The sequence below is a fragment of the Rathayibacter sp. AY1H2 genome (assembly GCF_002931985.1).
Lineage (GTDB): Bacteria > Actinomycetota > Actinomycetes > Actinomycetales > Microbacteriaceae > Rathayibacter.
This window is the reverse complement of record NZ_PSUV01000009.1, coordinates 81,140-108,001: the sequence shown is the minus strand read 5'-3', so window position 1 is coordinate 108,001 and position 26,862 is coordinate 81,140. Positions and strand designations below refer to the sequence as shown.

Sequence of the window (26,862 nt, the reverse complement as noted above, 5' to 3'; positions counted from 1 at the left end):
CCACGTGAACAGTCCCTCGAGCTTCGGTCATCAGGTCGGCACCTCCGCCGCTGAGCACCTGTCCCCGTCGTTCCCGGGCAGGGCGCCGTGGGGTACCGCGAACAAGCTCCGCGCCTGGCAGGCGGAGGCGCTCGAGGCCTACTTCCAGCACGAGCCGCGCGACTTCCTGGCCGCCGCGACCCCGGGCGCGGGCAAGACCACCTTCGCGCTGCGTCTGGCCGCCGAGCTGCTGCACAACCGCACGGTCGACCGGATCACCGTGGTCGCACCGACGGAGCACCTCAAGCGCCAGTGGGCCGAGGCCGCGCACCGCGTCGGCATCCGGCTGGACCCGACCTTCACCAACCGCATGGGCCGCCACGCCCGCCACTACCACGGCGTCGCCGTCACCTACGCGCAGGTCGCCGTCCGCGCCGAGCTCCACCGCGAGCTCACCCTGTCCGGACGCACCCTCGTCATCCTCGACGAGGTGCACCACGCCGGCGACGCCCTCAGCTGGGGCGACGCGGTGCGCGAGGCCTTCGAGCCCGCGGTCCGCCGGCTCTCGCTGACCGGGACGCCGTTCCGCTCGGACACGGCGGCGATCCCGTTCGTCAGCTACCTGCCGGACGAGGAGGGCATCCGCACCTCGCTCACCGACTACGCCTACGGCTACGGCCGCGCGCTCGCGGACGGCGTCGTCCGGCCGGTGCTGTTCATGGTCTACGCCGGGCAGATGCGCTGGAAGTCGAAGGCCGGCGACGAGATGGAGGCGCGGCTCGGCGAGGGCAACACCAAGGACATCACCTCGCAGGCCTGGCGGACCGCGCTGGACCCGAAGGGCGACTGGATCCCCTCGGTCCTCCGCGCCGCCAACACCCGCCTCACCGAGGTGCGGCGCGCCGTGCCCGACGCCGGCGGCCTGGTCATCGCGACCGACCACTACACCGCGCGCGCCTACGCCGCCATGCTCCGCGAGATCAGCGGCGAGACCGTCACCGTCGTGCTCTCCGACGAGAAGGAGGCGAGCGACCGGATCGAGGAGTTCGCGAAGGACACCGGTCGCTGGATGGTCGCGGTCCGCATGGTCTCCGAGGGCGTCGACGTGCCGAGGCTCGCCGTCGGCGTGTACGCGACATCGGCGTCGACTCCTCTGTTCTTCGCCCAGGCGATCGGCCGCTTCGTGCGCGCGCGGCGCCGCGGCGAGACCGCCTCGGTGTTCCTCCCGAACGTGCCCGGCCTGCTCGCGCTGGCGGGCTCGATGGAGCTGCAGCGCGATCACGCCCTCGACCGCAGGACCTCCGACGACGAGGAGTACCCCGAAGCCGACCTGATGGCCGACGCCGAGCGCAGCGACAAGGCGTCCTCCGATCTCCTGGAGGAGGGCCGCTTCGAGTCGATCGGCTCGGCCGCCACCTTCGACCGCGTCGTCTACGAGGGCGCCGAGTTCGGGATGGAGGTCGAGGTCGAGAGCGAGGAGGAGCTCGACTTCATCGGCCTGCCGGGGCTCCTCGAGCCCGACCAGGTGCGGGAGCTGCTCCAGCACCGGCAGCAGCGGCAGGCCAAGCGCGCCGGCAGCCGCGCGGGGGCGGCGGCCCCGGCCGAGCCGGCGAGCGAGATCCCGGCGCCGCTCTACCGCACGCTCAAGGAGCAGCGCAGTCTGCTCAACTCCCTGGTCGGCCTGTGGGCACGGGGGACGGGCGAGTCGCACGGCCAGGTGCACACCGAGCTGCGCCGGCTCTGCGGCGGACCCGCGGTGGCGCAGGCGAGCGTGACCCAGCTGCAGGCGCGGATCGACCTCCTGCGGCGCAGGCTCGGCTCGCACTGATCGCGGTGCGGCGCCCCGGTACGTGGCGCCGCATTCTCGACGACGGAGCCGATCGCTGCTCCTGCCCAGCGGGCCGGCCCCTCTTCGTGCGCCGGACAGTCCCTCCGGCGCGTTCTAGCCGATGCACCCGGCGCGGCGCCAGCCCTCCCCGGCGGACCGGGCGCGACCGTACTGTTCGAGCGTGACCCACCGGAACGACCTGCCCGCTCACGCGCCCGCAGGACGAACCGGACGGCGGTTCCGGCCGCCGGTCGTGACCACCGGAGGAGGACCGCGCGATGAGCGCTGACCGTCAGGGGAATGCTCGAGACACGCTCGCTAAGCTGAGCAGTCGGTCCGTCGCGGAAGTGACGGACCATCACCCCCGACGTCGGGCATCCGCAGACCGCACATCGGCGTCTCCCGGACTGCCCGAGAACAATCCCCTGAGGAGTCTCGTGGAGACCTGGCCCGGAACCGCCTACCCGTTGGGCGCGACGTTCGACGGAAGCGGCACGAACTTCGCCCTGTTCAGCGAGATCGCCGAGCGCGTCGAGCTGTGCCTCTTCGCGGAGGACGGCACCGAGACGCGTGTCGAGATCCAGGAGTCGGACGCCTACGTCTGGCACTGCTACCTCCCGCAGGTCCAGCCGGGCCAGCGCTACGGCTTCCGCATCCACGGACCGTACGACCCCGACGCCGGCCACCGCTGCAACCCGAACAAACTGCTGCTGGACCCCTACGCGAAGGCGATCTCGGGGGAGATCGACTGGGACCAGTCCCTCTTCTCGTACACCTTCGGCGACCCGGACTCGACGAACGACGAGGACTCGGCGCCGCACATGATGATGGGCGTCGTCATCAACCCCTTCTTCGACTGGGCCGGTGACCGCCGCCCGCGCACCTCCTACGACAGCACCGTGATCTACGAGGCGCACGTGAAGGGGCTCACCAAGACGCACCCCGACGTGCCGGAGGAGCTCCGCGGCACCTACGCCGGAGTCGCCCACCCCGCGGTGATCGACCACCTCAAGCACCTGGGCGTCTCGGCGATCGAGCTCATGCCCGTGCACCAGTTCGTGAACGACTCGACGCTGATGGACAAGGGCCTCTCGAACTACTGGGGCTACAACACGATCGGCTTCTTCGCACCGCAGAACACCTACTCCTCCACGGGCGACCAGGGCCAGCAGGTCCAGGAGTTCAAGAGCATGGTGAAGGCGCTCCACGCGGCCGGCATCGAGGTCATCCTCGACGTGGTCTACAACCACACGGCGGAGGGCAACCACCTCGGCCCCACCCTGTCGTTCCGCGGCATCGACAACGAGGCGTACTACCGCCTCGTCGACGACGACAAGCGCTACTACATGGACTACACCGGCACCGGGAACACCCTGAACGTGCGACACCCGCACTCGCTCCAGCTGATCATGGACTCGCTGCGCTACTGGGTGACGGAGATGCGCGTCGACGGCTTCCGCTTCGACCTCGCCTCGGCGCTGGCACGCGAGTTCTACGACGTCGACCGGCTCTCCACCTTCTTCGAGCTCGTCCAGCAGGACCCGGTGGTCTCGCAGGTGAAGCTGATCGCCGAGCCGTGGGACGTCGGGCCGGGCGGCTACCAGGTGGGCAACTTCCCGCCCCAGTGGACGGAGTGGAACGGCAAGTACCGCGACACGGTCCGCGACTTCTGGCGCGGCGAGCCGTCGACGCTGGGGGAGTTCGCCTCGCGCCTCACCGGCTCGGCCGACCTCTACGCGCACTCGGGCCGCTACCCGGTCGCCTCGATCAACTTCGTCACGGCGCACGACGGCTTCACCCTCCGGGACCTGGTCTCGTACAACGAGAAGCACAACGACGCCAACGGCGAGGACGGCAACGACGGCGAGTCGCACAACCGCTCCTGGAACCACGGCGTGGAGGGGCCCACGGACGACCCGCGGGTGCTCGCGCTCCGGGCGCGCCAGCAGCGGAACTTCCTCGCGACGATGCTGATCTCCCAGGGCGTTCCGATGATCCTCCACGGCGACGAGCTGGGCCGGACCCAGAACGGCAACAACAACACCTACGCCCAGGACAGCGAGCTGACCTGGATCGACTGGGCGCACGCCGACCGGCCGCTGCTCGAGTTCACCGCGGCGCTCATCCGCCTGCGCGCCGAGCACCCGACCTTCCGCCGCATGCGCTTCTTCGACGGCCGCCCCGTCCTGCGCGGCGACGGCGAGCCCCTGCCCGACATCGTCTGGTTCACCGCCGCCGGCACCGAGATGTCCCCGTCCGACTGGGACTCCGGTCTCGGCCGATCGGTGGGCATCTACCTCAACGGCAACGGGATCCGCGAGCGCGACCAGCGCGGGCGCCCCGTCACCGACGACAGCTTCCTCCTGTACTTCAACGCCGACGACGTCGACGTCGAGTTCGCGATCCCGAGCGACGAGTACGCGCTCGAGTGGAGCGTCCTCGTCGACACCGCCGGCGCCGAGGCGGACTCGATCCCGCGTCCGGCGGGGGCGATGCTCACCGTCCAGGCGAAGTCTCTCGTCATCCTCCAGGAGCACAGCACCCCCGAGCCCGAGGTCGACCACTCGGTCGCCGCCTCGCTCGCGTCCCTGGCCGCCACCTCGGCCATCCCGATCGTCTCCTCGACGGGACCCACCAGCCCCCACGCCGAGTCGACCGACTCCGCGACCGCACCCTCGACAGGAGCCTGACGTGCGTCTGCCCGCCTCCACCTACCGCCTCCAGATCCGGTCGGCGTTCGACCTCGACGACGCCGCCCGCGTCGCCGACTACGTGCGCGCGCTCGGAGCGGACTGGCTGTACTTCTCGCCGCTGCTGAAGGCCGAGCCCGGCTCGGACCACGGCTACGACGTGGTGGACCACACCGAGGTCGATCCCGACCGCGGTGGCGCGGCCGGCCTGGCGAACGCCTCGGCCGCGGCGCGGGCGGAGGGCCTCGGCGTCCTCATCGACATCGTCCCCAACCACATGGGCGTCGCGACCCCGAGCGGGAACTCGTGGTGGTGGGACCTGCTGAGGAACGGGAAGTCCTCCCGCTACGCCACCGCCTTCGACATCGACTGGGAGGCGGGGGGCGGGAAGCTGCGCGTGCCGATCCTCGGCGACGGTGCGAGCGAGGGCGACAGCGACAGCGAGCTCGACGCGCTCGAGGTCGTCGGCGACGAGCTGCACTACTACGAGAACCGCCTGCCGATCGCGCCCGGAACCGCCGAGCCCGGCGACTCCGGCCGCACGGTGCACGAGCGCCAGAGCTACGAGCTCGTGAACTGGCGCCGCGCCGACGCGGAGCTGAACTACCGCCGCTTCTTCGCGGTGAACACCCTCGCCGCCATCACGGTCGAGCGGCCCGAGGTGTTCGACGCCTCGCACGCCGAGATCGTCCGCTGGTTCACCGAGGGGCTCGCAGACGGCCTGCGCGTCGACCACCCGGACGGCCTGGCCGACCCGGGCGGATACCTCGACGACCTGGCCCGCGCGATCGGCGGCGCCCCGGTCTGGGTCGAGAAGATCCTCGAGGGCGACGAGGAGCTCCCGCCGCACTGGGCGACCGTCGGCACCACGGGCTACGACGCCCTGGCCGACGTCGACCGCATCCTGGTCGACCCCGACGCCCGCCCCGTGCTGGAGGGCCTCGACGCCGAGCTCACGGGGAAGGGCGCCCCGCTGCAGTGGGCCGACCTCATCCACGACACCAAGCGCGGCATCGCCGACGGCATCCTCCGCTCCGAGGTCCTGCGGCTGGCCCGCCTGATCCCCGGCATCGAGGGAGCGGACGACGCGCTGGCGGAGCTCCTGGCGACCTACCCGGTCTACCGCAGCTACCTCCCCTACGGAGCGGAGCACCTCGAGCACGCCCGCGTCGACGCCGTGCGCCGCCGTCCCGAGATCCGCGCGACCATCGACGAGGTCGCCGCGGCGCTCGGCGAGACCGGCACTCCGGTGTCCGTGCGCTTCCAGCAGACCTCCGGCATGGTGATGGCGAAGGGCGTCGAGGACACGGCGTTCTACCGCTTCAGCCGCCTCACCTCGCTGAACGAGGTCGGAGCGGACCCGGACGAGTTCGCGATCGACCTGGTCGAGTTCCACCGCCGCCAGGCCGTGCGCCAGGCCTCGTTCCCCGCCTCGCTCACCACGCTCTCGACCCACGACACGAAGCGCGGCGAGGACACCCGTGCCCGCATCACCGCACTGGCCGAGGACCCGGAGGCGTGGGCGGCGACGCTCCGCGAGCTCCACGACCTCGTCGGCTTCGGCGACGGCCCGATCGAGCACCTGCTCTGGGAGGCCGTCGTGGGGACCTGGCCCGCCAGCCGCGAGCGCCTGCACGCCTACGCCGAGAAGGCGTCGCGCGAGGCCGACGACTCGACGCACTGGACCGCTCCTGACGAGCAGTTCGAGAAGCGGATGCACGCGGCGATCGACGCGGCGTTCGACGAGCCCGCCGTCCGCCGGCTGGTCGAGCAGACCGTCGAGCGGGTGTCGGCCGCCGGCTGGTCGAACGGCCTCGCCGCGAAGCTCGTGCAGATCACCGCCCCGGGCATCCCGGACGTCTACCAGGGCAGCGAGCTCTGGGAGACCTCCCTCGTCGACCCGGACAACCGCCGCGAGGTCGACTTCGGGCAGCGTCGAGCGCTGCTGGAGCGGATCGACGGCGGCTGGAAGCCCGCGATCGACGCCGAGGGAGCCGCGAAGCTCCTCGTCACCTCACGCGCCCTCCGGCTCCGCCGCGACCGCCCCGAGCTGTTCACCCGCTACGCCGCCGTCCCCGCGATCGGGCCCGCCGCCGAGCACGCGATCGCTTTCGACCGCGGCGGCGCGCTGACCGTCGCGACCAGGCTCCCCGAGGGCCTCGCCGCTTCGGGCGGGTGGAACGGCACGGTCGTGGTCCTGCCCGGGCACCCGATGGAGGACGTCCTCACCGGCCGCACCTTCGCGGGAGGAGTGACTCCGGTCGCCGAGATCCTCGCCGACTACCCCGTGGCACTGCTCGCCCCGGTCTCCTGACCGGTTCCGCACCGCACCGCAGACCGATCCGACCCCTCCTGGAGACAGCAGTGATCAGCACGACTCCCTACCGCTACGCACTCCCGACGACCGGGCCCGAGCGGTTCGACGTCTGGGCCCCCGAGGCCTCGACGGTCGAGCTCCTCCTCGGCGACGACTCGTCGCTGACGATGACCCGCCACGGAGACGACGGATGGTGGCGGGCGCCCGCGTCGGCCCCGGCCACCGGCGAGGTCGACTACGGGTACCGGGTGGACGGCAGCGGTCCGCTGCCGGACCCCCGCTCGCGTCGCCAGCCGAAGGGCGTGCACGAGCTCTCGCGCACGTTCGACCCCTCGGCGCACGAGTGGGGCGACTCCGCCTGGACCGGGCGCGAGCTCGCCGGCGCCGTCATCTACGAGCTGCACCTCGGCACGTTCACACCCGAGGGCACCCTGGACGCGGCGGCGGAGCGCTTCGAGCACCTGCGCTCGATCGGCGTGGACTTCATCGAGCTGCTGCCGGTCAACGCGGTGAACGGAACGCACAACTGGGGCTACGACGGCGTCCTCTGGTACGCCGTGCACGAGCCGTACGGCGGACCCGAGGCGTACCAGCGCTTCGTGGACGCCGCCCACCGTGCCGGCCTCGGCGTGGTCCAGGACGTCGTCTACAACCACCTCGGCCCGAGCGGCAACTACCTGCCGGAGTTCGGCCCGTACCTCAAGAACGAGAAGGCCAACACCTGGGGCAGCTCGATCAACCTCGACGGCGAGGGTTCGGACACCGTCCGCGGGTACATCATCGACAACGCTCTGATGTGGCTGCGCGACTACCACGTCGACGCCCTGCGCCTGGACGCGGTGCACGCCCTCTCGGACGAGCGGGCCGTGCACGTGCTCGAGGAGATGGCGAGCGAGGTGGCCGTGCTGTCGGCCCACGTCGGGCGCCCTCTGACGCTGATCGCCGAGTCCGACCTCAACGACCCGACGCTGATCACTCCGCGGGAGGCGCACGGCTACGGGCTCGACGCGCAGTGGAGCGACGACTTCCACCACGCGGTCCACGTCGCGCTGACCGGGGAGACCACGGGGTACTACGAGGACTTCGCGCCGCTCGGCGCCCTCGCGAAGGTGCTGACGCGGGGCTTCTTCCACGACGGCACCCTCTCGACGTTCCGCGGCCGCCACCACGGCCGTCCGGTGGACACCGAGCACATGCCGACCTGGCGCCTGGTGGTCTGCAGCCAGAACCACGACCAGATCGGCAACCGGGCGGTCGGCGACCGTCTGACGGCGACCCTCGACGAGGGGCGCCTCGCGATCGCCGCGGCTCTGACGCTGCTGGGCCCTTTCACTCCCATGCTGTTCATGGGGGAGGAGTGGGCGGCGTCGACCCCGTGGCAGTTCTTCACCTCGCACCCGGAGAAGGATCTGGGCGAGGCGACGGCGAAGGGCCGCATCGAGGAGTTCGCGAAAATGGGCTGGGACCCGGAGGTCGTGCCCGACCCGCAGGACCCGGAGACGTTCCTGCGCTCGCGGCTCGACTGGTCCGAGGTCGGGGAGGGGCGTCACGCCCGCACCCTCGAGGTGTACCGCGAGCTGGCGGCGATCCGCCGCCGCTACCCCGAGCTGACGGACCCGCGCTTCGGGTCGCTCCGCGTGGAGTTCGACGAGGAGGCCCGCTGGCTGACTCTCGGCCGCGGTCGGGTGACCGTCGCGATCAACGTCGGCGAGTCCGCCGCCCGCATCGCCCTGCCGGAGGTGGCGGAGACGCTGCTCGGCGTCGGGGAGTACGCGGTGCAGCCCGGGGACACCGAGGTGGATCTCGGCGGTTCCTCGCTGCTGGTGACGCTGAGCGCCTGAGCTCCGTGGCGGCCGGCTCTTCAGGTGGCCGGCCGCCGCTGTCCTGAACGGCCGCCTCGGGCCCGAGCGCTCAGAGCGTGACCGCGGCGTACTCCGTCGCGGTCACGACCCGCACTCCCTCGTCGTGGACGAGCAGGAGCGCGCGGAGGGGGATGGCCCGCTTGTGGCACGCCGCCGCCAGGTGACGGGCGAGGACCCGGTCGGTCTCGCCGAGGAAGGCGCGCCCGGGACGTTCCAGGGCGAAGGCGAGCGAGCCCACGTCCTGGTGCGCGACGGCCTTGGCGAGGGTGGCGACGATCCGCTCGGTCTTCTCCTCGTCGGGGTGCACGGGGAGCCCGTCCACCGGGTAGAGGATCGGCAGCTGCACGCCGTCGCGGTCGAGGAAGATCGGCCACAGGGCCCGGCGGTAGGCCGGTCCGATCAGCGAGGAGACGCGCTCGCGCAGCTCGCGGTCGTTCAGGAGCGGCGCATCGAGGTGCGGAGCGGGAGCGGCGTGGTCGAGAGTGGTCATGGTGTCGCTTTCTCGTGGGCGAGCGGGCGGTGCCGCTGAGGGGTCATCGGAAGTTGCGGGAGGTGGTGCGAGCGCCGACCGTGAGGGTCTCGAACCTGTCGGCGAGGAGGTTCGTCACCCCCTCGTCGGAGCGCTCGAGGATCCCCCTGACCAGCAGGGCGGGTGCCTCGCGGGCCACGCGGCGGTAGCGGTTCCATACTCCGACGGAGCAGATCACGTTGAGGATCCCGTGCTCGTCCTCGAGGTTGAGGAAGGTCACTCCACCGGCTGTGGAGGGACGTTGGCGGTGGATCACGACCCCACCGACCTCGATCCGGGTCCCCGAGGGGATGCCGGGAAGATCGGCCGAGGAGCGGGCGCCGCGGCGAGCGAGCCCCTCGCGGAGGTGGCGCAGCGGATGGTCGTCGGGCGAGATGCCGGTGGCCCAGAAGTCGAAGACCACGCGCTCCTGAGGGGAGAGCATCGGCAGGAGCGGGGGCTGCACGACGACCGTGGAGCCGGCGAGGAACTCCTCGCGGTCGCCTGCGGCGGTGCCGGCCTCCCAGAGCGCCTGCCGACGCTGCAGACCGAGCGAGTCGAAGGCGCCCGCGGCGCCGAGGGCCTCCAGCTGAGCCGCGGTCGTGCCGACCCGACGCGAGAGGTCGGCCATGCTCGCGTAGGGTCCGCCGCGTTCGCGCTCGGCGACGATGTGCTCGGCGAGCGCGGTGCCGATGCCCTTCACCCCTGCCAGCCCGAGCCGGATCACGAAGCCGCTGTCGCGCCTGTGGTCGTCCGTGTGGAAGTGCTCGGTGCGGTCGAACAGTCCCGTGGGCGGCTGATCGGCGCGGAGGCAGTCGTCGCTCCCGTAGGCGGCACCGCCCCTCCGGCGTGCGGGGGTGTCCTCCTTCGCCTCGAGCCCGGGAGGCGCCAGCGAGCGGTTGACGTCGGGCGAGACGACCTCCACTCCGTGACGCCGGGCATCGGCGACCAGGGTGTGCGGGGCGTAGAAGCCCATGGGCTGCGCCCTCAGCAGCGCGGCGGTGAACGCGGCGGGGTAGTGCAGGCGGAGCCAGGCGCTCGCGTAGACCAGCAGGGCGAAGCTGATCGCATGGCTCTCGGCGAAGCCGAAGTTCGCGAAGGCCTGGATCCGGAGGTAGATGTCGTCCGCGACCTCGCCCGTGATGCCGTTGCGGGCCATCCCCTGGTAGAGCCGCTCGCGGAGGGTCTCGATCTTCTCGGTCCCGCGCTTGGACCCCATCGCCCGGCGCAGCAGGTCGGCGTCCTCCGCGTTGCAGTCGCCGACGGCCACGGCCACCTGCATGAGCTGCTCCTGGAAGAGCGGCACGCCGAGGGTGCGCTTGAGCGGCGTCACGAGGAGGGGGTGCTGGTACGTCACCGGCTCCTCGCCGAGCTTGCGGCGGATGTAGGGATGGACCGCACCGCCCTGGATGGGGCCGGGGCGGATGAGCGCTACCTCGATCACCAGATCGTAGAAGCGGCGCGGCTGCAGCCGGGGGAGGGTGCCCATCTGCGCCCGGCTCTCGACCTGGAACACCCCGATCGAATCGGCGCGGCAGAGCTGGTCGTAGACGCCCTTCTCCTCCCGGGGGAGGGTGGAGAGGTCCCACTTCTCGCCGACGTGCTCGGCGACGAGGTCGAACGTGTACTGCAGGGCGGCGAGCATCCCGAGCCCGAGGAGGTCGAACTTGACCAGGCCCATCCAGGCACAGTCGTCCTTGTCCCACTGCAGGACGGTGCGGTCCTCCATCCGGGCGGGCTCGATCGGGCAGACCTCGCCCACGGGCCGGTCTGTCAGCACCATGCCGCCGGAGTGGATGCCCAGGTGCCGGGGCGTTCCCAGCACCCGGGTGGTCAGGGCGACCACGTCCTCGGGGATGTCGTGGTCGGTGCTCTCGGTGACGGACCCCCACCGCTCGACCTGCTTCGACCAGCCGTCCTGCTGCCCGGCGCTGTATCCGAGGGCCTTGGCCATGTCGCGCACGGCGAACTTGGGCCGGTAGGTGATGACGTTGGCGACCTGGGCCGCGTTCAGACGTCCGTACTTCCGGTAGACGTACTGGATCACCTCCTCGCGTCGCTCCGAGTCGAAGTCGACGTCGATGTCGGGCTCCTCGTCGCGGATGCTGGAGAGGAACCGCTCGAACGGCAGGTCGTAGAAGATCGAGTCGACCGCCGTGATGCCCAGGACGTAGCAGACCGCCGAGTTGGCGGCCGAGCCGCGTCCCTGGCAGAGGATGCCGTTCCGCTTGGCGTAGTGGACGATGTCGTGGACGATCAGGAAGTAGCCCGGGAAGTCCTTCTGCTCGATCACCGCGAGCTCCTTCTCGAGGCGCGCGAGGACGTCGGCGTCGGCGCGGGGGTACTTGGCCGGCACGGCCTCGCGCACGAGCTCGCGCAGCCAGCTCATCGAGGTGTGCCCCTCGGGGACCTCCTGGCGCGGCAGCCGGGGCCGGACTCGGCCGAGCTCGAAGGCGATCTCGTCGGCGACGCGCACCGTGTTCTCCACGGAGCCGGGGTAGCGGCCGAAGCGCTCGGCCATCTCGGCTCCGGAGCGCAGGTGGGCGCCGCCCGCGGCGGGGAGCCAGCCGTCCATCTCGTCGAGGCTCCGGCGTGCTCTGACCGCGGCGAGGGCCGTCTGGAGGGGGCGCTCCTCCGGCCGGGCGTAGTGCACGTTCCCGGTGGCGACCGTCCGCAGCCGGAGCTTCTCGGCGATCGCCGCCAGCTGGTCGTTGGCGCGCGAGGCGAGGGGATCCCCGTGGTCGTACAGCTCCACGAGGACGTTGGCGGGACCGAAGAGCCGGACGAGCTCGCGGACCTCCTGCTCGGCCGTGGCCACTCCTGCGGCGGCGAGCGCTTGACGGACCGCTCCCTTGCGGCAGCCCGTCAGCACGATCCAGTGGCCGTCGGCGGCGCGCGCGAGCTCCTCGAGGTCGTAGCTCGGCTTGCCCTTCTCGGCTCCGGCGAGCTGGGCGGTGGTGATCGCACGGGCGAGGCGGTGGTAGCCCTCCTCGCGGCGCGCGAGGACGAGCAGGTGGGTCCCCTCCGGATCGGCGACCCCGTTCTGAGGCGAGGTGAGCCCGATCGAGAGCTCGGCTCCGAAGGCCGTGCGGACGGCGTGCCCCTGCGCGGCCTCGGCCATCCTCACGATGCCGTAGAGGCCGTCGTGGTCGGTGAGCGCGAGAGTGTCGATGCCGAGCCGGACCGCCTCCTCGACCAGCTGCTCCGGCTTGCTCGCCCCGTCGAGGAAGCTGAAGTGGGAGTGGGCGTGCAGCTCGGCGTAGGGCACCGGATGAGCCGGCGGCCGGACGTCGTCCCCTGCCACGTAGGCGGGGCGCTTGTGCGACCAGGCCGGACTGTCGCCGCCGTCGCCCTGGACGACCGTGCCGTCGGCGCGCTTGCCGCTGGAGAGGCGGCGCTCGAACTCCGACCAGGGGATCGGCGGGTTGTTCCAGCCCATCGGGGCTCCTTCGGTGCTCGTTCGCGGTGGTGGAGGGATGCTCCGGTTCAGTCGTAGCGGGCCTCTGCGGCCCAGACCCCGTCGAGGCAGAGCAGCAGCCAGGCGACACCGGCGGCGTCGACCACCTGGAAGCGGTCGTAGCGGACGGCGGTGCTCGGATCCCACCAGCGCTCGTCGATCGGCCAGGGACCCGCCCATCCGGCGAGGGGCTCCAGGCGTGCCTGAGAGGTCCCGGGGGTGAAGTAGGCGGGCACGGAGCTGAGGGCGCCGCGCTCGTCGACGGCGACGGGTTCGCCCCTCGGTCCGCGGACCAGCACGGCCGCGGGCTCCGCGAAGACCGTCGGCGGGAGGGGCGGCGGCAGGGAGCCGGGCCAGGGCAGGGTCCTCGGCCGTGCGTCGCCCGGCTCCCGGTCGCCCCAGGGGATCAGGTGCTGGCGGTCGCGGAGGGATCGACCCCCTCCGATCGACGCGGTCATCACGGCCTCGTGCCCGAGCATGCTCTGCACGCGGCTCAGCCCGTGGTGGACGCGCTCCTCCGGAGCGGTGCCCCAGAGACCCTGCTCGTGGTTGCCGATCGCGTCGACCGCCTCGGGCTCGACGCACAGCCGCGAGATCGGCGCTCCGAGACCGGTGTCGATCTCCCCGCTGCCCTGCAGCTGCCAGCGGACCCGGTCGAGCACGTCGCCCGGGGTGAACCATCTCGGGTGCAGCCAGCTCCGGGAGGAGACCTCACCGCGCTCGCTGACGACCTCGATGCGGATGGCGGTCGCGACCAGCTGTGCGCGGGTGAGCCCGGCGACGAACTCCTCCGCGGGGACGCGGAAGGCGAAGGCGGCCTGGTCGATGCGGTCCAGAGGGGGCTCGAACTCCATCGCCCGGTCGAGGCGCTCCGGCGGGAGCCGGGGCACCACCGTCTCCGACTCCGCACCGGCGGCGAGGAGGTGCGCGTGGGCGCCCTCCGGTCCGAACCGGGCGGCGACGTCCTCGCGAGGGAGGGCGGCGAAGGCGCCGAGGGTGCGGACGCCGAGCCTGCGCAGGAGCGCCACCAGGTCGTCCCCCCGGCGGGGAGCACGGGCAGGGGCAGCGACGGACTCGGTCTCGAGGGCGTCGAGCGGGAGCGGAGCGAGGAAGCCTGCCGCTGCTCCCGGGGGCACGACGGCGACGGGGCAGCCGGAGTGCTTCGCGGCGAGCTCGGAGGCGAAGAGCCCGTCGGCGATCCCGATGCGGGCGTCGGGGAGACCCAGCTCGGCCAGCCGCTGCAGGATCGCCTCGGCCGCGCTCTGCTCGCTCCCGTAGTAGCGGCGCGGACCGCGGGCGCGGATCGCGCACAGACCGGGCCGGATCAGCTGGACGCCCGGGGTGATCTCCTCGAGCGCCTGGATGAGCGGCTCGAACGCCCGGTGGTCGAGCACCGGGTCGTACGGGAGGACGGCGAGACCCGTGCAACGGGACTGCGCCTCGCGCACGCGCATGCCCCGCCGGACCCCCTCCGCCCGAGCAGCGGGGGAGGAGGCGAAGACCAGGCTCTTCTCCGTGAGGGCCAGGGGGTGCCCGGCGCCGAGGCCGGCGTCGGCGGCGGCCGCGAGGAGGGGCCAGTCGGGGCACCAGACGAGGATCGTCCGCCGCAGCTCGGGTGCGCTCGCCATCTCAGACCGCCCGCTCGTGCAGGCGGCCGTGCTCGACCCGGGAGCCGAAGGCGCTCTCGACGCCGGGCATGCTCATCCGCACCGTGCGCACCCGGGTGCCGGCCCGGCCGACCACATCGACCATCGCCTCCCGGGAGCGCAGGTAGCCGTGGCCGTCGCCGAGCCCCTCCCAGCGGCTGCTGCGGATGCTGAGCCGCGCCTCGGCCTGGGGCCACTCGCCGAGGACCACGAGCGTGGCACCCCGCTGGCGCAGTCGTGCTCCCAGACGTGAGACGTCGGTCGAGGAGACGGAGGCGGGCGGACGGGTGAGCACGACGGTCAGCACATCGACCAGAGCGGCGGTGACGGTGAGCCAGTGCTCGGCCGGTGCGGGCACGAGCACCAGGCGCTCGAGGTCGATCCCCATGCCGGCCGCGGCCTCGGCCCCGAACTCCGGGACGCCCACCACGCCGCACCACGAGCCCTCGGCGGACGGGCCGGCCAGCAGCCCCATCGCCAGACTCATCGAGCCCTCCACCGAGTAGGCGGCACCCTGCTTGAGCGAGCCGCCCGGGAGCACGGAGGAGAAGGCCGGCAGGGTGGCGAGGCTCCTGGTCTCGAGGGTGGTCGCCTGCATGTCCCGGATGCGGGACTGCAGCTCCTTCACCGACGCGAGCTGCCGCAGAAGGGGCTCTGCGGCCTCGGCCGTCTCCGCGGAGACGAGGGATGAAGGGGGGCTCATCTGCCCATGTTCGAACATGTGTTCGAGTATGTCAATCGCCACCGACATCCACCGGCGAGCCGCTCGGACCCTTCCGTGACCGCCCGGCAAGGGGCACCGTGAAGGAGGTTCCAGACGTCCCGGGCAGTCTCGCATCCGCCCCCGACATCCCCGTCCGGGGGCGTTCTCCGCCGGGTCTCGGCGAGGGAGGGCCTCCTACCGCGCCTCTAGCATGGAGCCATGTCCGACGCCCTGCCCGACCCCGCCGACTCCGACGCCACCGCCCCGGCCGCGCCGCGCAGAAGGACCCTCGTGGTCAAGATGGGGTCCAGCTCGGTCACCAAGCAGTCGGGTCCGGATCCCGTTCTCCTGGCCAGCGCGCTCGAGAGCGCCTTCGCCGCCCGCGCGCTGGGCTGGGACGTCGTGCTGGTCTCCTCCGGCGCCGTCTCCTCGGGTCGGGCGCTCTTCGCCCGCTCGCAGGAGGAGCCGATCAGCGCCCGCCTGGCGGCAGCGGTGGGCCAGACCGTCCTGATGGGCTTCTACCGCTCGGTGGCCGAGCTCTCGGGCGCCCTGATCGCGCAGATCCTCATCGGCGAGTCCGACCTCGCCTCTCCCCGGCAGATGGCACACGTCGCCGAGGCGATCCGCCACGCCCTCGACGCCGGAGTCGTGCCCGTGGTCAACGGCAACGACACGATCGACTCCGCCGGCTCGGACAACGACGGCGTCGCCGGCGGATTGGCGATGCTCCTCGGCGCGGACCTGCTGCTGCTGCTCACCGACGTCCCCGGCGTCTTCGCCGGCAGCATCGCCGAGGGCGTGCACCTCGAGGAGCTGGGCATCTCGGAGCTGCGCCGCATCGGCGTGCAGAAGGGCGGCACCGGCCGAGGGGGCATCCGCTCCAAGCTGCGGGCCGCCGAGCTCGCCGCGCACAACGGCGTCTCGACCAGGATCGCCGGGGCGCGCACCCCCGAGGTCATCCTGGGCGCCCTGGGAGGGCCGGGCCCGGGCACCCTCGTCCGCGCCGTGCACGCGCATCCGCCCGTGGAGCAGCGCTGGATCTCCGGAGTGGCCACCGGCCGCGGCCGCGTCGAGATCAACCTCGAGGCCGAGCGGAGCATCGGAGCCGGCTCGAGCCTGTTCGCCTCGGGCATCAAGCGCGTCTCCGGCGAGTTCGGCGGCGGCGACGTGATCGAGGTGCGCGCCCTCAGCGGAGAGCTCCTCGCGCGCGGCGTCTCCCGCGTCTCCTCGCGTCTGCTGACCCTGGTCCGCGCACTCCGGGTCGACGAGATCGCCCGCGTCTTCGTGGCGGTCCTCGGCCATGCCGCCACGACGGCGCCGTCGGCGAGTCCGGAGGGGGAGGAGAGGCCGCAGCTGACCCGCGCTCTGGAGTACGCGCGCACTCTCTCCTCCGAGCACGCTCGGGCCGTCGCGATGGAGATCGTCTCCCTCTTCCCCGCCGAGAGCATCTCGGCCCTGCTGGGGCAGGGCGCGGGGGAGGGCGAGCTCGTCGAGCGCTACACCCGCCTCGTCCGCACCCTCGCCATCGTGGAGAACGAGAACCTGGCCGTCTTCCGCTCCTGACCGCCGGTGGCGCGCCACGTCTCAGTGCATTTCGCGCCTTCGCGTCATGATCGCCGTTCTCCGGTGTCTTCCTGGTGATGGCGCCGCTCCTGGGCGCCCCCGACGGAACGGATCATCGATGAGCGTCCCCACTTCCACAGCCGGCCACTTCCGCGAGTCCGACATCACGCCCGAGAGCTTCGAGATCGAGCGGCTCGAGCGGCGGCTCGCCCTGCTCGAGGCCTCGATCGCCCAGGGGGAGCGGGCACTGCTGGGCCGGGTCGACCCGAGCACCGGAGATCCCCTCCCAGGCGCCTGCGGGGGGCACCGAGCCCAGCTGGTCAGCAACCTGACGACGGAGCGGGCCCTCGCCGACCGCATCCGGGAGATGCTCGCCGCTCGGAGCTGACGGGGTGCGTACGGCACCATGGGGCCATGGTCACCATCACCGTCGCCGGTCTCGCCCAGCACTTCCACCCCGCCGAGCGGGGCACCGTCCGCCTCGAGATCCGGCGCGAGTCGCGATCCCGACCCCAGGCGCTCGCCGAGGTCACCGCCCTGCACGCGCGGGTCCGTGAGGAGGCGGCCGCCGAGCAGGCGTCCGGCGCCGCCACCTGGTGGTCCTCCGATCAGATCTCGGTCTCCTCGATCCGCCGGTACATCAAGGACTCGGACGTCACGCAGCTGTTCCATGTCGCGGCCGCCGGGGTCCGGGTGAAGTACCGGGACTTCGCGGCTCTCGGGCGCTGGGTCGGCTCGATCTCGGAGGTGCCGGGGATCCAGATCTCGGGGATCGACTGGGACGTGACGGCGGCGCGACGGGCGGGCATCGAGCGCGAGGTCCGCACCGCTGCCGTGCGCGACGCGCGCGAGCGGGCCGAGGCCTATGCGGCGGCCCTCGGCCTGACCGAGGTGCGGGTGCTGACCCTCTTCGAGCCGGGACTGCGGCCGCACACGCGCATCGAGGGCGGCTCGGCGATGATGAGCCGCGCCAAGGCGTTCTCCTCTCCTGAGGAGCCGCTGGCCCTCAAGCCGGAGGACATCGAGGTCACCGCCTCGGTCTCCGCCGACTTCGAGGCGCACTGACGCGGAGACGCGACCGGGCGACCGGTTCCGCTGCGGACGGAGAGCGCATGCCTGCACCTGCGACCCGCTGATCGTCTGCATGGCGACCCCGAGAGTCGCCCCGAGGCGACCGACCATCGGCTCCACGACGACCCCTCTCCGCCCCGATCAGCGGGCACGCGACCACCATACGTGTATTGAGGACTCCTCGGGAGCGCTGTCGCGGTTCGGCGTCCGCCGTGCACACCCTCCGGGAATAGCGGGGGACCCCCGAGCGCTGAGGCAGGCATGGTCTCGCGCATCGGCTTCCTCTCCTTCGGCCACTACCAGTCCGTCCCCGGGTCTCAGACCCGCTCGGCTCGCGACGTCCTCCTCCAGACGATCGAGCTCGCGGAGGCGGCGGAGGAGATCGGCATCGACGGCGCCTACGTCCGCGTGCACCACTTCGCGCCGCAGCTCGCCTCGCCGTTCCCGCTGCTGGCGGCGATCGCCGCGCGCACCCGCCGCATCGAGATCGGCACCGGGGTCATCGACATGCGCTACGAGAACCCGCTCTACATGGCGGAGGAGGCGGCCGCCACCGACCTGATCTCCGACGGCCGGCTCGAGCTCGGGGTCAGCCGGGGATCGCCCGAGACCGCCCTGCGCGGGTCCGAGACGTTCGGCTTCGTCCCCCCGGAGGGGATGACCGACGCCGACCTCGCCCGGCAGAAGGTGCGCATCCTCCGGGATGCGCTCGCCGGAGCGCCGGTCGCGCAGTCGGATCCGGCGATGACGCGCCAGTCGCTCCCGCTCTCGATCGAGCCGCGCTCGCCCGGCCTCGAGGACCGGATCTGGTGGGGTGCCGGCAGCTTCGCGACCGCGCGCTGGGCGGCCGAGCAGGGCATGAACCTGCAGTCGTCGACCCTGCTCCTGGAGGAGGAGGGCGTGCCCTTCGACGAGCTGCAGGCCCGCCAGATCCGCGAGTACCGCGCCGCGTGGAGCGAGGCGGGCTGGGAGCGCACCCCGCGCGTCTCCGTCTCGCGCAGCGTCCTCCCGATCACGAGCGATCTCGACCGCATGTACTTCGGCGGCCGCGGTGAGCAGGACCAGGTCGCCACCCTCGAGGGCGTCCGCGCCCGCTTCGGCCGCAGCTACACGGGCGAGCCGGACGCCGTCGCCGCCGAGCTCGCTGCGGACGCCGCCGTGCAGGAGGCGGACACGCTGCTGCTCACCGTTCCCAACCAGCTCGGGGTCGAGTACAACGCGCGGCTCCTGCGCACTGTCGTGGAATCGATCGCTCCGGCTCTCGGCTGGTCGCCGGCGACAGCAGGCGTCTGACGCCGAGGCACGGTCTGTGCAGGAGGGCCCTGCGGTGCAGGAGCGCCCCTGCGGTGCAGGAGCGCCCGTTTACTGCAGGAGCGCCCGTTTACTGCAGGAGACGCCCCCACCTCTTCGGGAAAGAGCGGGGCGTCTGCTCTCTCCGACCACAGCATCTTTCCCGCCGGCGCGAGGAGCGGACGGTGCCGGGAACGACGGAACCCCCCGCCTCTCCGAGGAGAGACGAGGGGTTCCGATCAGTGTGTCCGAGGGGGGACTTGAACCCCCACGCCCTATACGGGCACTAGCACCTCAAGCTAGCGCGTCTGCCATTTCCGCCACCCGGACGAGTGTTTCCTTCGACCTGCGTTTCCGCGGCCGAAGAAGACATTAGCACGGTTCCGGGGCCTCTCACGCCACCTCCCGGCCCACCGTCCTCCGCGCGCCGTCGAGCCCGCGCCGGTACCGTTGCCCGCATGTCCGACAGCATCGACAGCGCGCCCGTGACCGACAGCACCCTCGACGAGACGGCGCTCATCGCGCGCGATCTCATCCGCTTCGACACCAGCAACTACGGCGACGGGAAGGCGGAGCCGGAGCGCCCGGCCGCGGAGTACGTCGCGGCGAAGCTGCGCGACCTCGGCCTCGAGCCCGAGCTGATCGACTCCGACCCGGGACGCACGAGCGTCGTGGCGCGGGTCGCCGGGGAGGACCGCGAGCGCGGCGCCCTCGTCGTCCACGGGCACCTCGACGTGGTGCCCGCCATCGCCGACAACTGGAGCGTCGACCCGTTCGGCGGCGAGATCAAGGACGGCATGCTCTGGGGCCGCGGCGCGGTCGACATGAAGAACATGGACGCGATGATCCTCGCCTCGCTCGGCGACATCCTCCGTGAGGGGAGGCGCCCCTCCCGCGACCTCGTCATCGCCTTCTTCGCCGACGAGGAGGCGGGCGGTGTGCGGGGATCGGGATTCCTGGCCCGTGAGCGGCCCGAGCTGTTCGCCGGAGCGACCGAGGCGATCAGCGAGGTCGGCGGCTACTCGATCGAGCTGGCCGGCAAGCGGGCCTATCTCGTGCAGACGGGCGAGAAGGCGCTGATGTGGCTGACCCTCCGCGCGCACGGCACGGCGGGGCACGGCTCGCAGATCAACTCCGAGAACGCCGTCACCCGGCTGGCGCAGGCGATCGCCCGCATCGGAAGCGAGGAGTGGCCCACCCGCCTCACCGACACCACGCGCGAGCTGCTCGACGAGGTCGCCCGCCTGCTCGGCCACGACCCTCAGCGCAGCACTCCGGAGGAGCTGGCACTCGCCACCGGCACCGCCTCGCGCTTCATCGCCGCGACGCTGCGCACCACCGCCAATCCGTCGATGCTGTCGGCCGGCTACAAGGCCAACGTCATCCCGGACACCGCGGACGCCACCATCGACGTGCGCGTCCTCCCCGGCGAGGAGGACGCGGTGCTCGAGCGCCTGAAGGTCCTCGCGGGCGAGCACGTCGAGATCCTCGTCCAGCACCGCGACATCGGACTCGAGGTGCCCTTCGCCGGCCCCCTCGTCGAGAGCATGGCCTCCTCGATCCGCCGGTTCGATCCGGGCGCCGAGGTCCTCCCGTACCTGCTCTCCGGAGGCACCGACAACAAGGCGCTCTCGACGCTCGGCATCACCGGATACGGGTTCGCGCCGCTCCAGCTGCCGTCGTCCCTGGACTTCCCGGCGCTGTTCCACGGGGTCGACGAGCGCGTTCCACTGGACGCACTAGTGTTTGGCAGGAAGGTCCTGACCGATCTCCTGCTGAGCTCCTGACGGCGCCGCGGACCGGGTCAGCACCGACCGATCCCGACCGACTGCTGGCCGACGACGCCCCAGCCCTCCTCGAAAGTGACGCATGGGCCTGCTCGACGCGCTGATCCTGGGACTCGTCCAGGGTCTGACCGAATTCCTCCCCATCTCCTCCAGCGCCCACCTCCGGATCGTCAGCGAGCTGCTGCCCGGCCTCGGCGGCCGCGACACCGGAGCCGCTTTCACCGCGATCACGCAGCTGGGCACCGAGACCGCCGTCATCATCTACTTCTGGCGCGACATCGTGCGGATCGTGTCGCACTGGGCGCGCTCCCTCGTCGGCCGGATCCCGCGCTCGGACCCGGACGCCCGCATGGGCTGGCTCATCATCCTGGGCAGCCTTCCGATCATCGTCCTCGGCCTCGTCTTCCAGGACGCGATCGAGACGACCCTCCGCTCTCTGTGGGTGGTGGCCACCACCCTCATCCTCTTCGGCATCCTGCTCGGCATCGCCGACGCGGTCGGCGCGAAGAAGCGCCGCCTGCGCGACCTGGGCGTCCGCGACGGCCTGATCTTCGGAGGTGCGCAGGCGCTCGCCCTGATCCCCGGCGTCTCGCGCTCGGGAGGCACCATCACCGCCGGCCTCTTCCTCGGCTACGAGCGCAAGGCTGCGGCGCGCTACTCCTTCCTCCTCGCGATCCCCGCGGTGTTCGGCAGCGGTCTCTACCAGCTGTACAAGAGCATCAGCGACCCGGTCGTGCTCCCGAACCAGGTCCAGGTCGGCGGGCTCGAGACCCTCGTGGCGACCATCGTCGCGTTCGTGGTCGGCTTCGTCGTGATCGCGTTCTTCATGAGCTACATCTCCCGCCGCAGCTTCCTCCCGTTCGTCGTGTACCGCATCGTCCTCGGCGTCGTCCTGATGGTCGCGCTCGCCACCGGCCTGATCGCCGCCTAGATGCGCGCCTGGACCGCCGCCGACGTCCCCGCCCTGCCCGGCCGGGGGAGCGCACCGCGCCTGCACGACACCGCGACCGCCGGCCCCGTCGAGCTCGACGCGCCCAGCGGAGTCGCGAGCCTCTACGTCTGCGGCATCACGCCCTACGACGCCACCCACCTCGGGCACGCGTCGACCTACCTCGCCTTCGACACGGTCCAGCGCGTCTGGCTCGACGCGGGCTACACGGTCGAGTACGCCCAGAACGTGACCGACGTCGACGACCCTCTGCTCGAGCGTGCGACGGCCACCGGCGTCGACTGGCGCGACCTCGCCGAGGAGCAGGTCGAGCTGTTCCGCGGCGACATGGCCGCCCTGCGCGTCCTGCCTCCGCAGCACTACGTCGGAGTCACCGAGACCGTGGATCCCATCGCGGAAGCGGTCGCCCGCCTGGAGCGCGACGGCGTCGCCTACCGCGTCGCTGCTCCGGACGCGGCGGAGGAGGGCGCGAGCGACCTCTACTACGACATCGCCGCGGCCGAGAGCGCCGTCTGGCACCTGGGCAGCGAGAGCCGGCTCGACGCGGAGTCGATGGCCCGCTTCTCGGCGCTGCGCGGGGGCGACCCGGAGCGCGCCGGCAAGCGCGACCCCCTCGATCCGCTGCTCTGGCGGGCCGAGCGCGCCGGCGAGCCCGCCTGGGACGCCGAGGTCGGCCGCGGCCGTCCGGGCTGGCACATCGAGTGCTCGGTGATCGCCCTCGACCGGCTCGGACCCGAGTTCACCCTGCAGGGCGGCGGGAGCGACCTGGTCTTCCCGCACCACGAGTTCAGCGCCGGCCACGCCGCGTCGCTGTCCGGCCGTCCTCTGGCCCGCGCATACGCGCACGCCGGGATGGTCGCCTACCAGGGCGAGAAGATGAGCAAGTCGCTCGGGAATCTGGTGCTGGTCTCCCGTCTGCGGAGCGAGGGCGCGGACCCGCGGGCGATCCGCCTCGCGCTCCTCGCGCACCACTACCGCTCCGACTGGGAGTGGCTGCCCGAGGACCTGCCGTCGGCCGAGGCGCGCCTGGCGCGCTGGGAGTCGGCCCTCGCCGCCGTCGGACCGCGCTCGGCGCTCGAGGTGCTGGCGCAGCTGCGCGAGGCGCTGGCCGACGACCTCGGCACTCCGGCCGCCCTCGCCGTCGTCGACGCCGCACTGACCGAGGGCGTGGACGACCCGTCGCTCCTGCGCGACGCGGTCGACGCCCTGCTCGGGGTGCGCCCGGCCTGAACCCCGTCAGGCTCGAGTCCCGAATGGCTCGAGTCCCGTCAGGGCGGCCGGGAGGGGCATCGGCCGGCAGCGGTCCCGTGATCGACGACCGTCTCGGACGAGCGGGCGCCGGCGGATGCTACGGCCGCCAGGGCTCCTCGCCGGAGCGGCCGTCGCCGCGGCGGCGCAGGTAGCGCTCGAACTCCTGGGCGATCGCCTCGCCGCTCGCCTCGGGCGAGTCGACGGTGTCGCGCGCCTGCTCGAGCTGGGCGATGTAGGACGCCATCTCCTCGTCCTCGGCGGCGAGGGCGTCGATGCCGCGCTCCCACTCCTCCGCCTCCTCGACGAGGTCGCCGCGGGGGATCGCCAGGCCGACGACCTCCTCGAGCTTCTCGAGCAGCGCCAGCATCGCCTTGGGCGAGGGCGCGTTGTGCACGTAGTGCGGGACGGAGGCCCAGATCGAGACGGCGGGGATGCCGACCTTCTGCGCGGCCTCGCCGATCACGCTGAGGATGCCGACCGGCCCCTCGTAGCTGGAGCGCTCGAGCTCGAAGGAGCTCCGCAGCTCCGCGTTCTCGCTCGAGGCGAAGATCGAGATCGGCCGGGTGTGCGGGACGTCGGCGAGCATCGCGCCGAGGAAGACGACGGCGGAGATGTCGATCGCGAGCATGGCGTCGACGACCTCGGCGGCGAAGCTCTTCCAGCTGCGCGAGGGCTCGGTGCCGATCATGAGGTACAGCGCGCTCTCGGCGTCGACCGAGGTGTCGGCCGGGCCGAAGATCTGGGTGCCGGGCCAGGCGAGGCTGCGGCGGCCGTCCTCGCCGATCGAGAGCATGGGGCGGGTGTACTGGAAGTCGTAGTACTGCTCGGCGTCGACGGCGAAGAGGGGCACGTACTCCCCGGCGTCCTTGACCAGCCGCAGCGCGCCGCTGGCGGCGTCCCCGGCGTCGTTCCAGCCCTCGAAGGCCACGACCAGGACGTTCCCCGTGATCACGTTCATAGGCAGGATCTCCGCGTTCGGCTCGATGTGCGGGGAGCGCACACCGCGCCTGTCCCTCCGTCCAGGATAGGACCGCCCCCGGCCGCGCCCGTCCCGTCCGGCGGGATCGGCCGCGCTGTTCGCTCTCGGCCCGCGGCCGGGGAGGGGCGCGGCCCTGCCGGTACCATGGTCGCTCGTGACTCCCGAGACCTCCGCCCGGCCGCTGTCCTCCGAGCCGCTCGGAGGAGCGTCCGCCCCCGCCGCCGTCCTCTGGGACATGGACGGGACGCTCGTCGACACCGAGCCGTACTGGATGGCGTCGGAGCACGCGCTCGTCTCCTCCTTCGGCGGAGTGTGGACCCACGAGGACGCGATGGGACTCGTCGGCTCGGGCCTGCCCGCCGCCGCCCGCATCCTGCAGGGCAAGGGCGTCGACCTCTCCGTCGACGCGATCATCGACCGGATGACCGACGAGGTCGTCGACCAGCTGGCCGTGAGCATCCCGTGGCGACCGGGCGCGCTCGAGCTGCTGCACGCGGTGTCCGAGGCGGGAGTGCCGCAGGCGCTGGTCACGATGTCGATCTCGCGGATGGCCGCGGCCGTCGTGGACCGGATCCCGTTCCCCGCCTTCGCCGCCGTCGTCAGCGGCGACATGGTCGAGCGCAGCAAGCCTCACCCCGAGGCGTACCTCCTCGCCGCGAGCACCCTCGGTGTCGACATCGCCGCCTGCGTCGCGATCGAGGACTCCCTCACGGGCCTCGGCGCGGCCGTCGCCTCCGGAGCCGCGTCGATCGGCGTCCCGCACCAGCTGGAGCTCGACCCCGCCGGCCCCTACGCCCTCTGGCCCACTCTCGCGGGCCGCACCGTCGCGGACCTCGCGACGGTGTCCTCCGAGCACCGCGGCTCCGGCCCGGCCACGACCGAGACGGAGGCCCGCCGATGACCGGTGAGGCACTGCAGCATTCCGGACCCTTCCGCGCGGGAGACCGCGTCCAGCTGACGGGACCCAAGGGGCGGATGAACACCATCACGCTCGTTCCCGGCAAGGTGTTCCACACGCACCGGGGCGGCATCGAGCACGACACGGTGATCGGGCTGCCCGACGGCTCGGTGGTGACCAACACCGTCGGCGTCGAGCACCTCGCGCTGCGCCCTCTCCTCGCCGACTTCGTGATGTCGATGCCCCGCGGCGCGGCGATCGTGTACCCGAAGGACGCGGCCCAGATCCTCGCCCTCGCCGACGTCTTCCCCGGCGCCCGCGTGGTCGAGGCCGGTGTCGGCTCCGGCGCGCTCTCGCTCTGGCTGCTGCGGGCGGTGGGTCCGACCGGCCGGCTGTCGTCGTTCGAGCGGCGCGAGGAGTTCGCGGATGTCGCACGGGCGAACATCGAGACCTTCCTCGGCTACACGCCCGACAACTGGAGCGTCACCGTCGGCGACCTCGTCGAGGCGCTGCCCGGCACGGTCCCGTCCGGCGAGGCCGACCGCGTCGTGCTCGACATGCTCGCGCCCTGGGAGTGCCTCGACGTCGCCGCCGAGGCTCTCACGCCCGGGGGAGTCCTCCTCTGCTACGTGGCCACCGTCACGCAGCTCTCGCGGACGGCGGAGGCGATCCGCGCCTCGGGCCTGTTCACGAACCCGTCGTCGAACGAGACCATGGTCCGCGGCTGGCACGTCGAGGGCCTCGCGGTCCGGCCGGACCACCGGATGATCGGCCACACCGGCTTCCTCATCACCGCTCGCCGGCTCGCTCCGGACACCGTGCTCCCCGAGCTCAAGCGTCGCCCGTCGAAGACGGACTTCAGCGACGAGGACGTGGAGGCCTGGACCCCCGGCGCGCTCGGCGAGCGCGCCGTGAGCCCCAAGAGCCTGCGCAAGCGGGTCCGCGAGTCCGCCACCAGCGCCGAGCTCTCCCGGGCCCGCGGGTTCGGCGAGGAGACCGCGGAGCCCGACGACGAGGGCATCCTCTAAGCTGTTCCCGGCCTCCGGGCCGTCTCCACCCCGGGCGTCACCGCTCCCCTTCACTCGAATCGAGGACCCGTGCGCAGGACCACCGCGCTCATCGCCGGCATCGGCATCGTCGCCGCTCTCACCGGATGCACCGCGTCCTCCTCGCAGGCGGACTGCGACGCTCCGTTCTCCTCCGGCGACTCCTCGGCGGCGGTCAGCGCCACGGGCGACTTCGGAGCGAAGCCGGACGTCAGCGTCCCGACGCCGCTGAAGGCGGACGGCACGCAGGTCAGCACCCTCATCGAGGGCTCGGGCGCACCGCTCGAGAAGGGCCAGCTCGTCACCATCGACTACACCCTGGTCAACGGAGCGGACGGCACGGTCCTCGAGACCTCGCCCTACGACGGGTCGAGCACCGCCCGCTTCGGCGTCGGCGGAGCCGGGCTCGTCGGCCTGAACGAGGGCCTCCTCTGCACGCAGGTCGGCTCGCGCGTCGCCATCGCGATCGCCCCCGAGGACGGCTTCGGCCAGTCCTCGTCGCAGCTCGGCATCTCGGAGGACGACACGCTCGTGCTCGTCGCGGACGTCCGTGAGGCCTCGCTGGCCCGCGCGAACGGCGCCGCCCAGCCCGCGCCCGACGGCTTCCCGACGGTGACGCTCGGCGACGACGGACGCCCGGGGCTCGCGAAGCCCTCCGGTGACGCGCCGACCGACCTCCGCATCGCCCAGCTCAAGAAGGGCGACGGCGACGTCGTCGCCGAGGGCGACCAGGTCGTCGTGGCCTACACAGGCTGGCAGTGGAGCGACGGGAAGGTGTTCGACTCCAGCTGGGAGAAGGGCGCTCCCGCCGTCTTCACGGCCGCCGACGGCTCGACCACCCAGGGCGGAGTCATCGCCGGATTCGCCGACGCCCTCATCGGCCAGCCCGTCGGATCCCAGGTCATCGCGGTCATCCCGCCGGACCAGGGCTACGGCGACCAGGGCTCCCCTCAGGGCGGGATCCCCGGCGGCGCGACGCTGATCTTCGTCGCCGACATCCTCGGAAAGGTCTGACCGGGCCCGGCCCTAGACTGGAGG

19 protein-coding genes and 1 tRNA gene are annotated in these 26,862 nt (G+C 72.3%); 14 read left to right on the top strand and 6 right to left on the bottom strand.

Features of this window, described 5'->3' with window-relative positions; all coding sequences use genetic code 11:
- Nucleotides 1–4: 4 nt before the first annotated feature.
- The 4 genes from C5C29_RS08570 to treZ all read left to right on the top strand — a co-directional run bounded on the left by C5C29_RS08570 (nt 5) and on the right by treZ (nt 8,655).
- A complete protein-coding gene (locus C5C29_RS08570) occupies nt 5–1,807 on the top strand; it encodes a DEAD/DEAH box helicase (protein WP_104221986.1) in 1,803 nt (600 codons plus the stop codon).
- Between the two features lie 437 nt (nt 1,808–2,244).
- Nucleotides 2,245–4,497 (top strand): glycogen debranching protein GlgX, encoded by a 2,253-nt coding sequence (gene glgX / locus C5C29_RS08565; protein WP_104221988.1) that lies wholly within the window; start codon nt 2,245–2,247, stop codon nt 4,495–4,497.
- Between the two features lies 1 nt (nt 4,498).
- Complete coding sequence (gene treY, locus C5C29_RS08560) at nt 4,499–6,811, top strand: malto-oligosyltrehalose synthase (RefSeq protein ID WP_104221990.1); 2,313 nt, start codon at nt 4,499–4,501, stop codon at nt 6,809–6,811.
- Nucleotides 6,812–6,861: 50 nt separating this feature from the next.
- A complete protein-coding gene (gene treZ / locus C5C29_RS08555; RefSeq protein ID WP_258062130.1) occupies nt 6,862–8,655 on the top strand; it encodes a malto-oligosyltrehalose trehalohydrolase in 1,794 nt (597 codons plus the stop codon).
- A gap of 70 nt (nt 8,656–8,725) precedes the next feature.
- Here the strand turns inward: treZ and C5C29_RS08550 are convergent, their stop codons facing one another.
- The 4 genes from C5C29_RS08550 to C5C29_RS08535 are packed head-to-tail and all read right to left on the bottom strand — an operon-like array spanning nt 8,726 to nt 14,990.
- The gene (locus C5C29_RS08550) at nt 8,726–9,166 is read right to left on the bottom strand and encodes a hypothetical protein (RefSeq protein WP_104221992.1); all 441 of its coding nucleotides are present in this window, start codon (nt 9,164–9,166) and stop codon (nt 8,726–8,728) included.
- Between the two features lie 43 nt (nt 9,167–9,209).
- Nucleotides 9,210–12,623, bottom strand: a complete 3,414-nt coding sequence (locus C5C29_RS08545; protein WP_104221994.1) for an error-prone DNA polymerase — start codon at nt 12,621–12,623, stop codon at nt 9,210–9,212.
- Between the two features lie 47 nt (nt 12,624–12,670).
- A complete protein-coding gene (locus tag C5C29_RS08540) occupies nt 12,671–14,269 on the bottom strand; it encodes a DNA polymerase Y family protein (RefSeq protein WP_104221996.1) in 1,599 nt (532 codons plus the stop codon).
- 1 nt (nt 14,270) lies between these two features.
- Nucleotides 14,271–14,990, bottom strand: a complete 720-nt coding sequence (locus C5C29_RS08535; protein WP_104221998.1) for a hypothetical protein — start codon at nt 14,988–14,990, stop codon at nt 14,271–14,273.
- A 219-nt stretch (nt 14,991–15,209) separates the two neighbouring features.
- Here C5C29_RS08535 and proB point away from each other — a divergent pair, with 219 nt between their 5' ends.
- From proB to C5C29_RS08515, 4 genes are all read left to right on the top strand, one after another.
- Nucleotides 15,210–16,553, top strand: coding sequence for a glutamate 5-kinase (proB, locus tag C5C29_RS08530; RefSeq protein WP_104222000.1), 1,344 nt, complete (start codon nt 15,210–15,212; stop codon nt 16,551–16,553).
- 118 nt (nt 16,554–16,671) lie between these two features.
- A complete protein-coding gene (locus C5C29_RS08525) occupies nt 16,672–16,941 on the top strand; it encodes a hypothetical protein (protein ID WP_104222002.1) in 270 nt (89 codons plus the stop codon).
- A gap of 26 nt (nt 16,942–16,967) precedes the next feature.
- Nucleotides 16,968–17,618 (top strand): SIMPL domain-containing protein, encoded by a 651-nt coding sequence (locus tag C5C29_RS08520; RefSeq protein WP_104222004.1) that lies wholly within the window; start codon nt 16,968–16,970, stop codon nt 17,616–17,618.
- Nucleotides 17,619–17,885: 267 nt separating this feature from the next.
- The gene (locus tag C5C29_RS08515; RefSeq protein WP_104222006.1) at nt 17,886–18,917 is read left to right on the top strand and encodes an LLM class flavin-dependent oxidoreductase; all 1,032 of its coding nucleotides are present in this window, start codon (nt 17,886–17,888) and stop codon (nt 18,915–18,917) included.
- 242 nt (nt 18,918–19,159) lie between these two features.
- On the opposite strand, the gene C5C29_RS08510 is transcribed toward C5C29_RS08515, so the two are convergent.
- Nucleotides 19,160–19,244 (bottom strand) — tRNA-Leu (locus C5C29_RS08510).
- A 128-nt stretch (nt 19,245–19,372) separates the two neighbouring features.
- Between C5C29_RS08510 and C5C29_RS08505 the strand changes: the two genes are divergently transcribed.
- The 3 genes from C5C29_RS08505 (at nt 19,373) to mshC (ending at nt 22,880) form a co-directional block, all read left to right on the top strand.
- Nucleotides 19,373–20,701 carry a M20/M25/M40 family metallo-hydrolase gene (locus C5C29_RS08505; RefSeq protein ID WP_181065457.1) on the top strand — a complete coding sequence of 443 codons (1,329 nt, stop codon included), beginning with the start codon at nt 19,373–19,375 and terminating at the stop codon, nt 20,699–20,701.
- An 82-nt stretch (nt 20,702–20,783) separates the two neighbouring features.
- On the top strand, nt 20,784–21,632 hold the full coding sequence (locus C5C29_RS08500) for an undecaprenyl-diphosphate phosphatase (RefSeq protein WP_104222008.1): 849 nt from the start codon (nt 20,784–20,786) through the stop codon (nt 21,630–21,632).
- A complete protein-coding gene (mshC, locus tag C5C29_RS08495; RefSeq protein WP_104222010.1) occupies nt 21,633–22,880 on the top strand; it encodes a cysteine--1-D-myo-inosityl 2-amino-2-deoxy-alpha-D-glucopyranoside ligase in 1,248 nt (415 codons plus the stop codon). It abuts the gene before it with no gap.
- 118 nt (nt 22,881–22,998) lie between these two features.
- On the opposite strand, the gene C5C29_RS08490 is transcribed toward mshC, so the two are convergent.
- The gene (locus C5C29_RS08490; RefSeq protein ID WP_104222142.1) at nt 22,999–23,859 is read right to left on the bottom strand and encodes a proteasome assembly chaperone family protein; all 861 of its coding nucleotides are present in this window, start codon (nt 23,857–23,859) and stop codon (nt 22,999–23,001) included.
- A gap of 175 nt (nt 23,860–24,034) precedes the next feature.
- On the opposite strand from C5C29_RS08490, the gene C5C29_RS08485 reads away from it, so the two are divergent.
- From C5C29_RS08485 to C5C29_RS08475, 3 genes are all read left to right on the top strand, one after another.
- Entirely contained in the window at nt 24,035–24,781 is a 747-nt protein-coding gene (locus tag C5C29_RS08485) for an HAD family phosphatase (RefSeq protein ID WP_258062132.1), read from the top strand.
- Entirely contained in the window at nt 24,778–25,806 is a 1,029-nt protein-coding gene (locus C5C29_RS08480; RefSeq protein ID WP_104222012.1) for a tRNA (adenine-N1)-methyltransferase, read from the top strand. Before C5C29_RS08485 ends, C5C29_RS08480 begins: the two co-directional genes overlap by 4 nt.
- 69 nt (nt 25,807–25,875) lie before the next feature.
- A complete protein-coding gene (locus tag C5C29_RS08475) occupies nt 25,876–26,838 on the top strand; it encodes an FKBP-type peptidyl-prolyl cis-trans isomerase (protein WP_104222014.1) in 963 nt (320 codons plus the stop codon).
- Nucleotides 26,839–26,862: the final 24 nt, after the last annotated feature.

Excerpts from the sequence above, each read along its gene's own strand:
- C5C29_RS08505 (WP_181065457.1), top strand. The coding sequence starts at position 19,373 with ATGTCCGACAGCATCGACAGCGCGCCCGTGACCGACAGCACCCTCGAC.
- C5C29_RS08550 (WP_104221992.1), bottom strand. The coding sequence starts at position 9,166 with ATGACCACTCTCGACCACGCCGCTCCCGCTCCGCACCTCGATGCGCCG.
- C5C29_RS08540 (WP_104221996.1), bottom strand. The coding sequence starts at position 14,269 with ATGGCGAGCGCACCCGAGCTGCGGCGGACGATCCTCGTCTGGTGCCCC.
- C5C29_RS08520 (WP_104222004.1), top strand. The coding sequence starts at position 16,968 with ATGGTCACCATCACCGTCGCCGGTCTCGCCCAGCACTTCCACCCCGCC.
- C5C29_RS08490 (WP_104222142.1), bottom strand. The coding sequence starts at position 23,859 with ATGAACGTGATCACGGGGAACGTCCTGGTCGTGGCCTTCGAGGGCTGG.
- mshC (WP_104222010.1), top strand. The coding sequence starts at position 21,633 with ATGCGCGCCTGGACCGCCGCCGACGTCCCCGCCCTGCCCGGCCGGGGG.
- C5C29_RS08500 (WP_104222008.1), top strand. The coding sequence starts at position 20,784 with ATGGGCCTGCTCGACGCGCTGATCCTGGGACTCGTCCAGGGTCTGACC.
- C5C29_RS08525 (WP_104222002.1), top strand. The coding sequence starts at position 16,672 with ATGAGCGTCCCCACTTCCACAGCCGGCCACTTCCGCGAGTCCGACATC.
- C5C29_RS08515 (WP_104222006.1), top strand. The coding sequence starts at position 17,886 with ATGGTCTCGCGCATCGGCTTCCTCTCCTTCGGCCACTACCAGTCCGTC.
- C5C29_RS08480 (WP_104222012.1), top strand. The coding sequence starts at position 24,778 with ATGACCGGTGAGGCACTGCAGCATTCCGGACCCTTCCGCGCGGGAGAC.
- C5C29_RS08545 (WP_104221994.1), bottom strand. The coding sequence starts at position 12,623 with ATGGGCTGGAACAACCCGCCGATCCCCTGGTCGGAGTTCGAGCGCCGC.
- C5C29_RS08535 (WP_104221998.1), bottom strand. The coding sequence starts at position 14,990 with ATGAGCCCCCCTTCATCCCTCGTCTCCGCGGAGACGGCCGAGGCCGCA.
- proB (WP_104222000.1), top strand. The coding sequence starts at position 15,210 with ATGTCCGACGCCCTGCCCGACCCCGCCGACTCCGACGCCACCGCCCCG.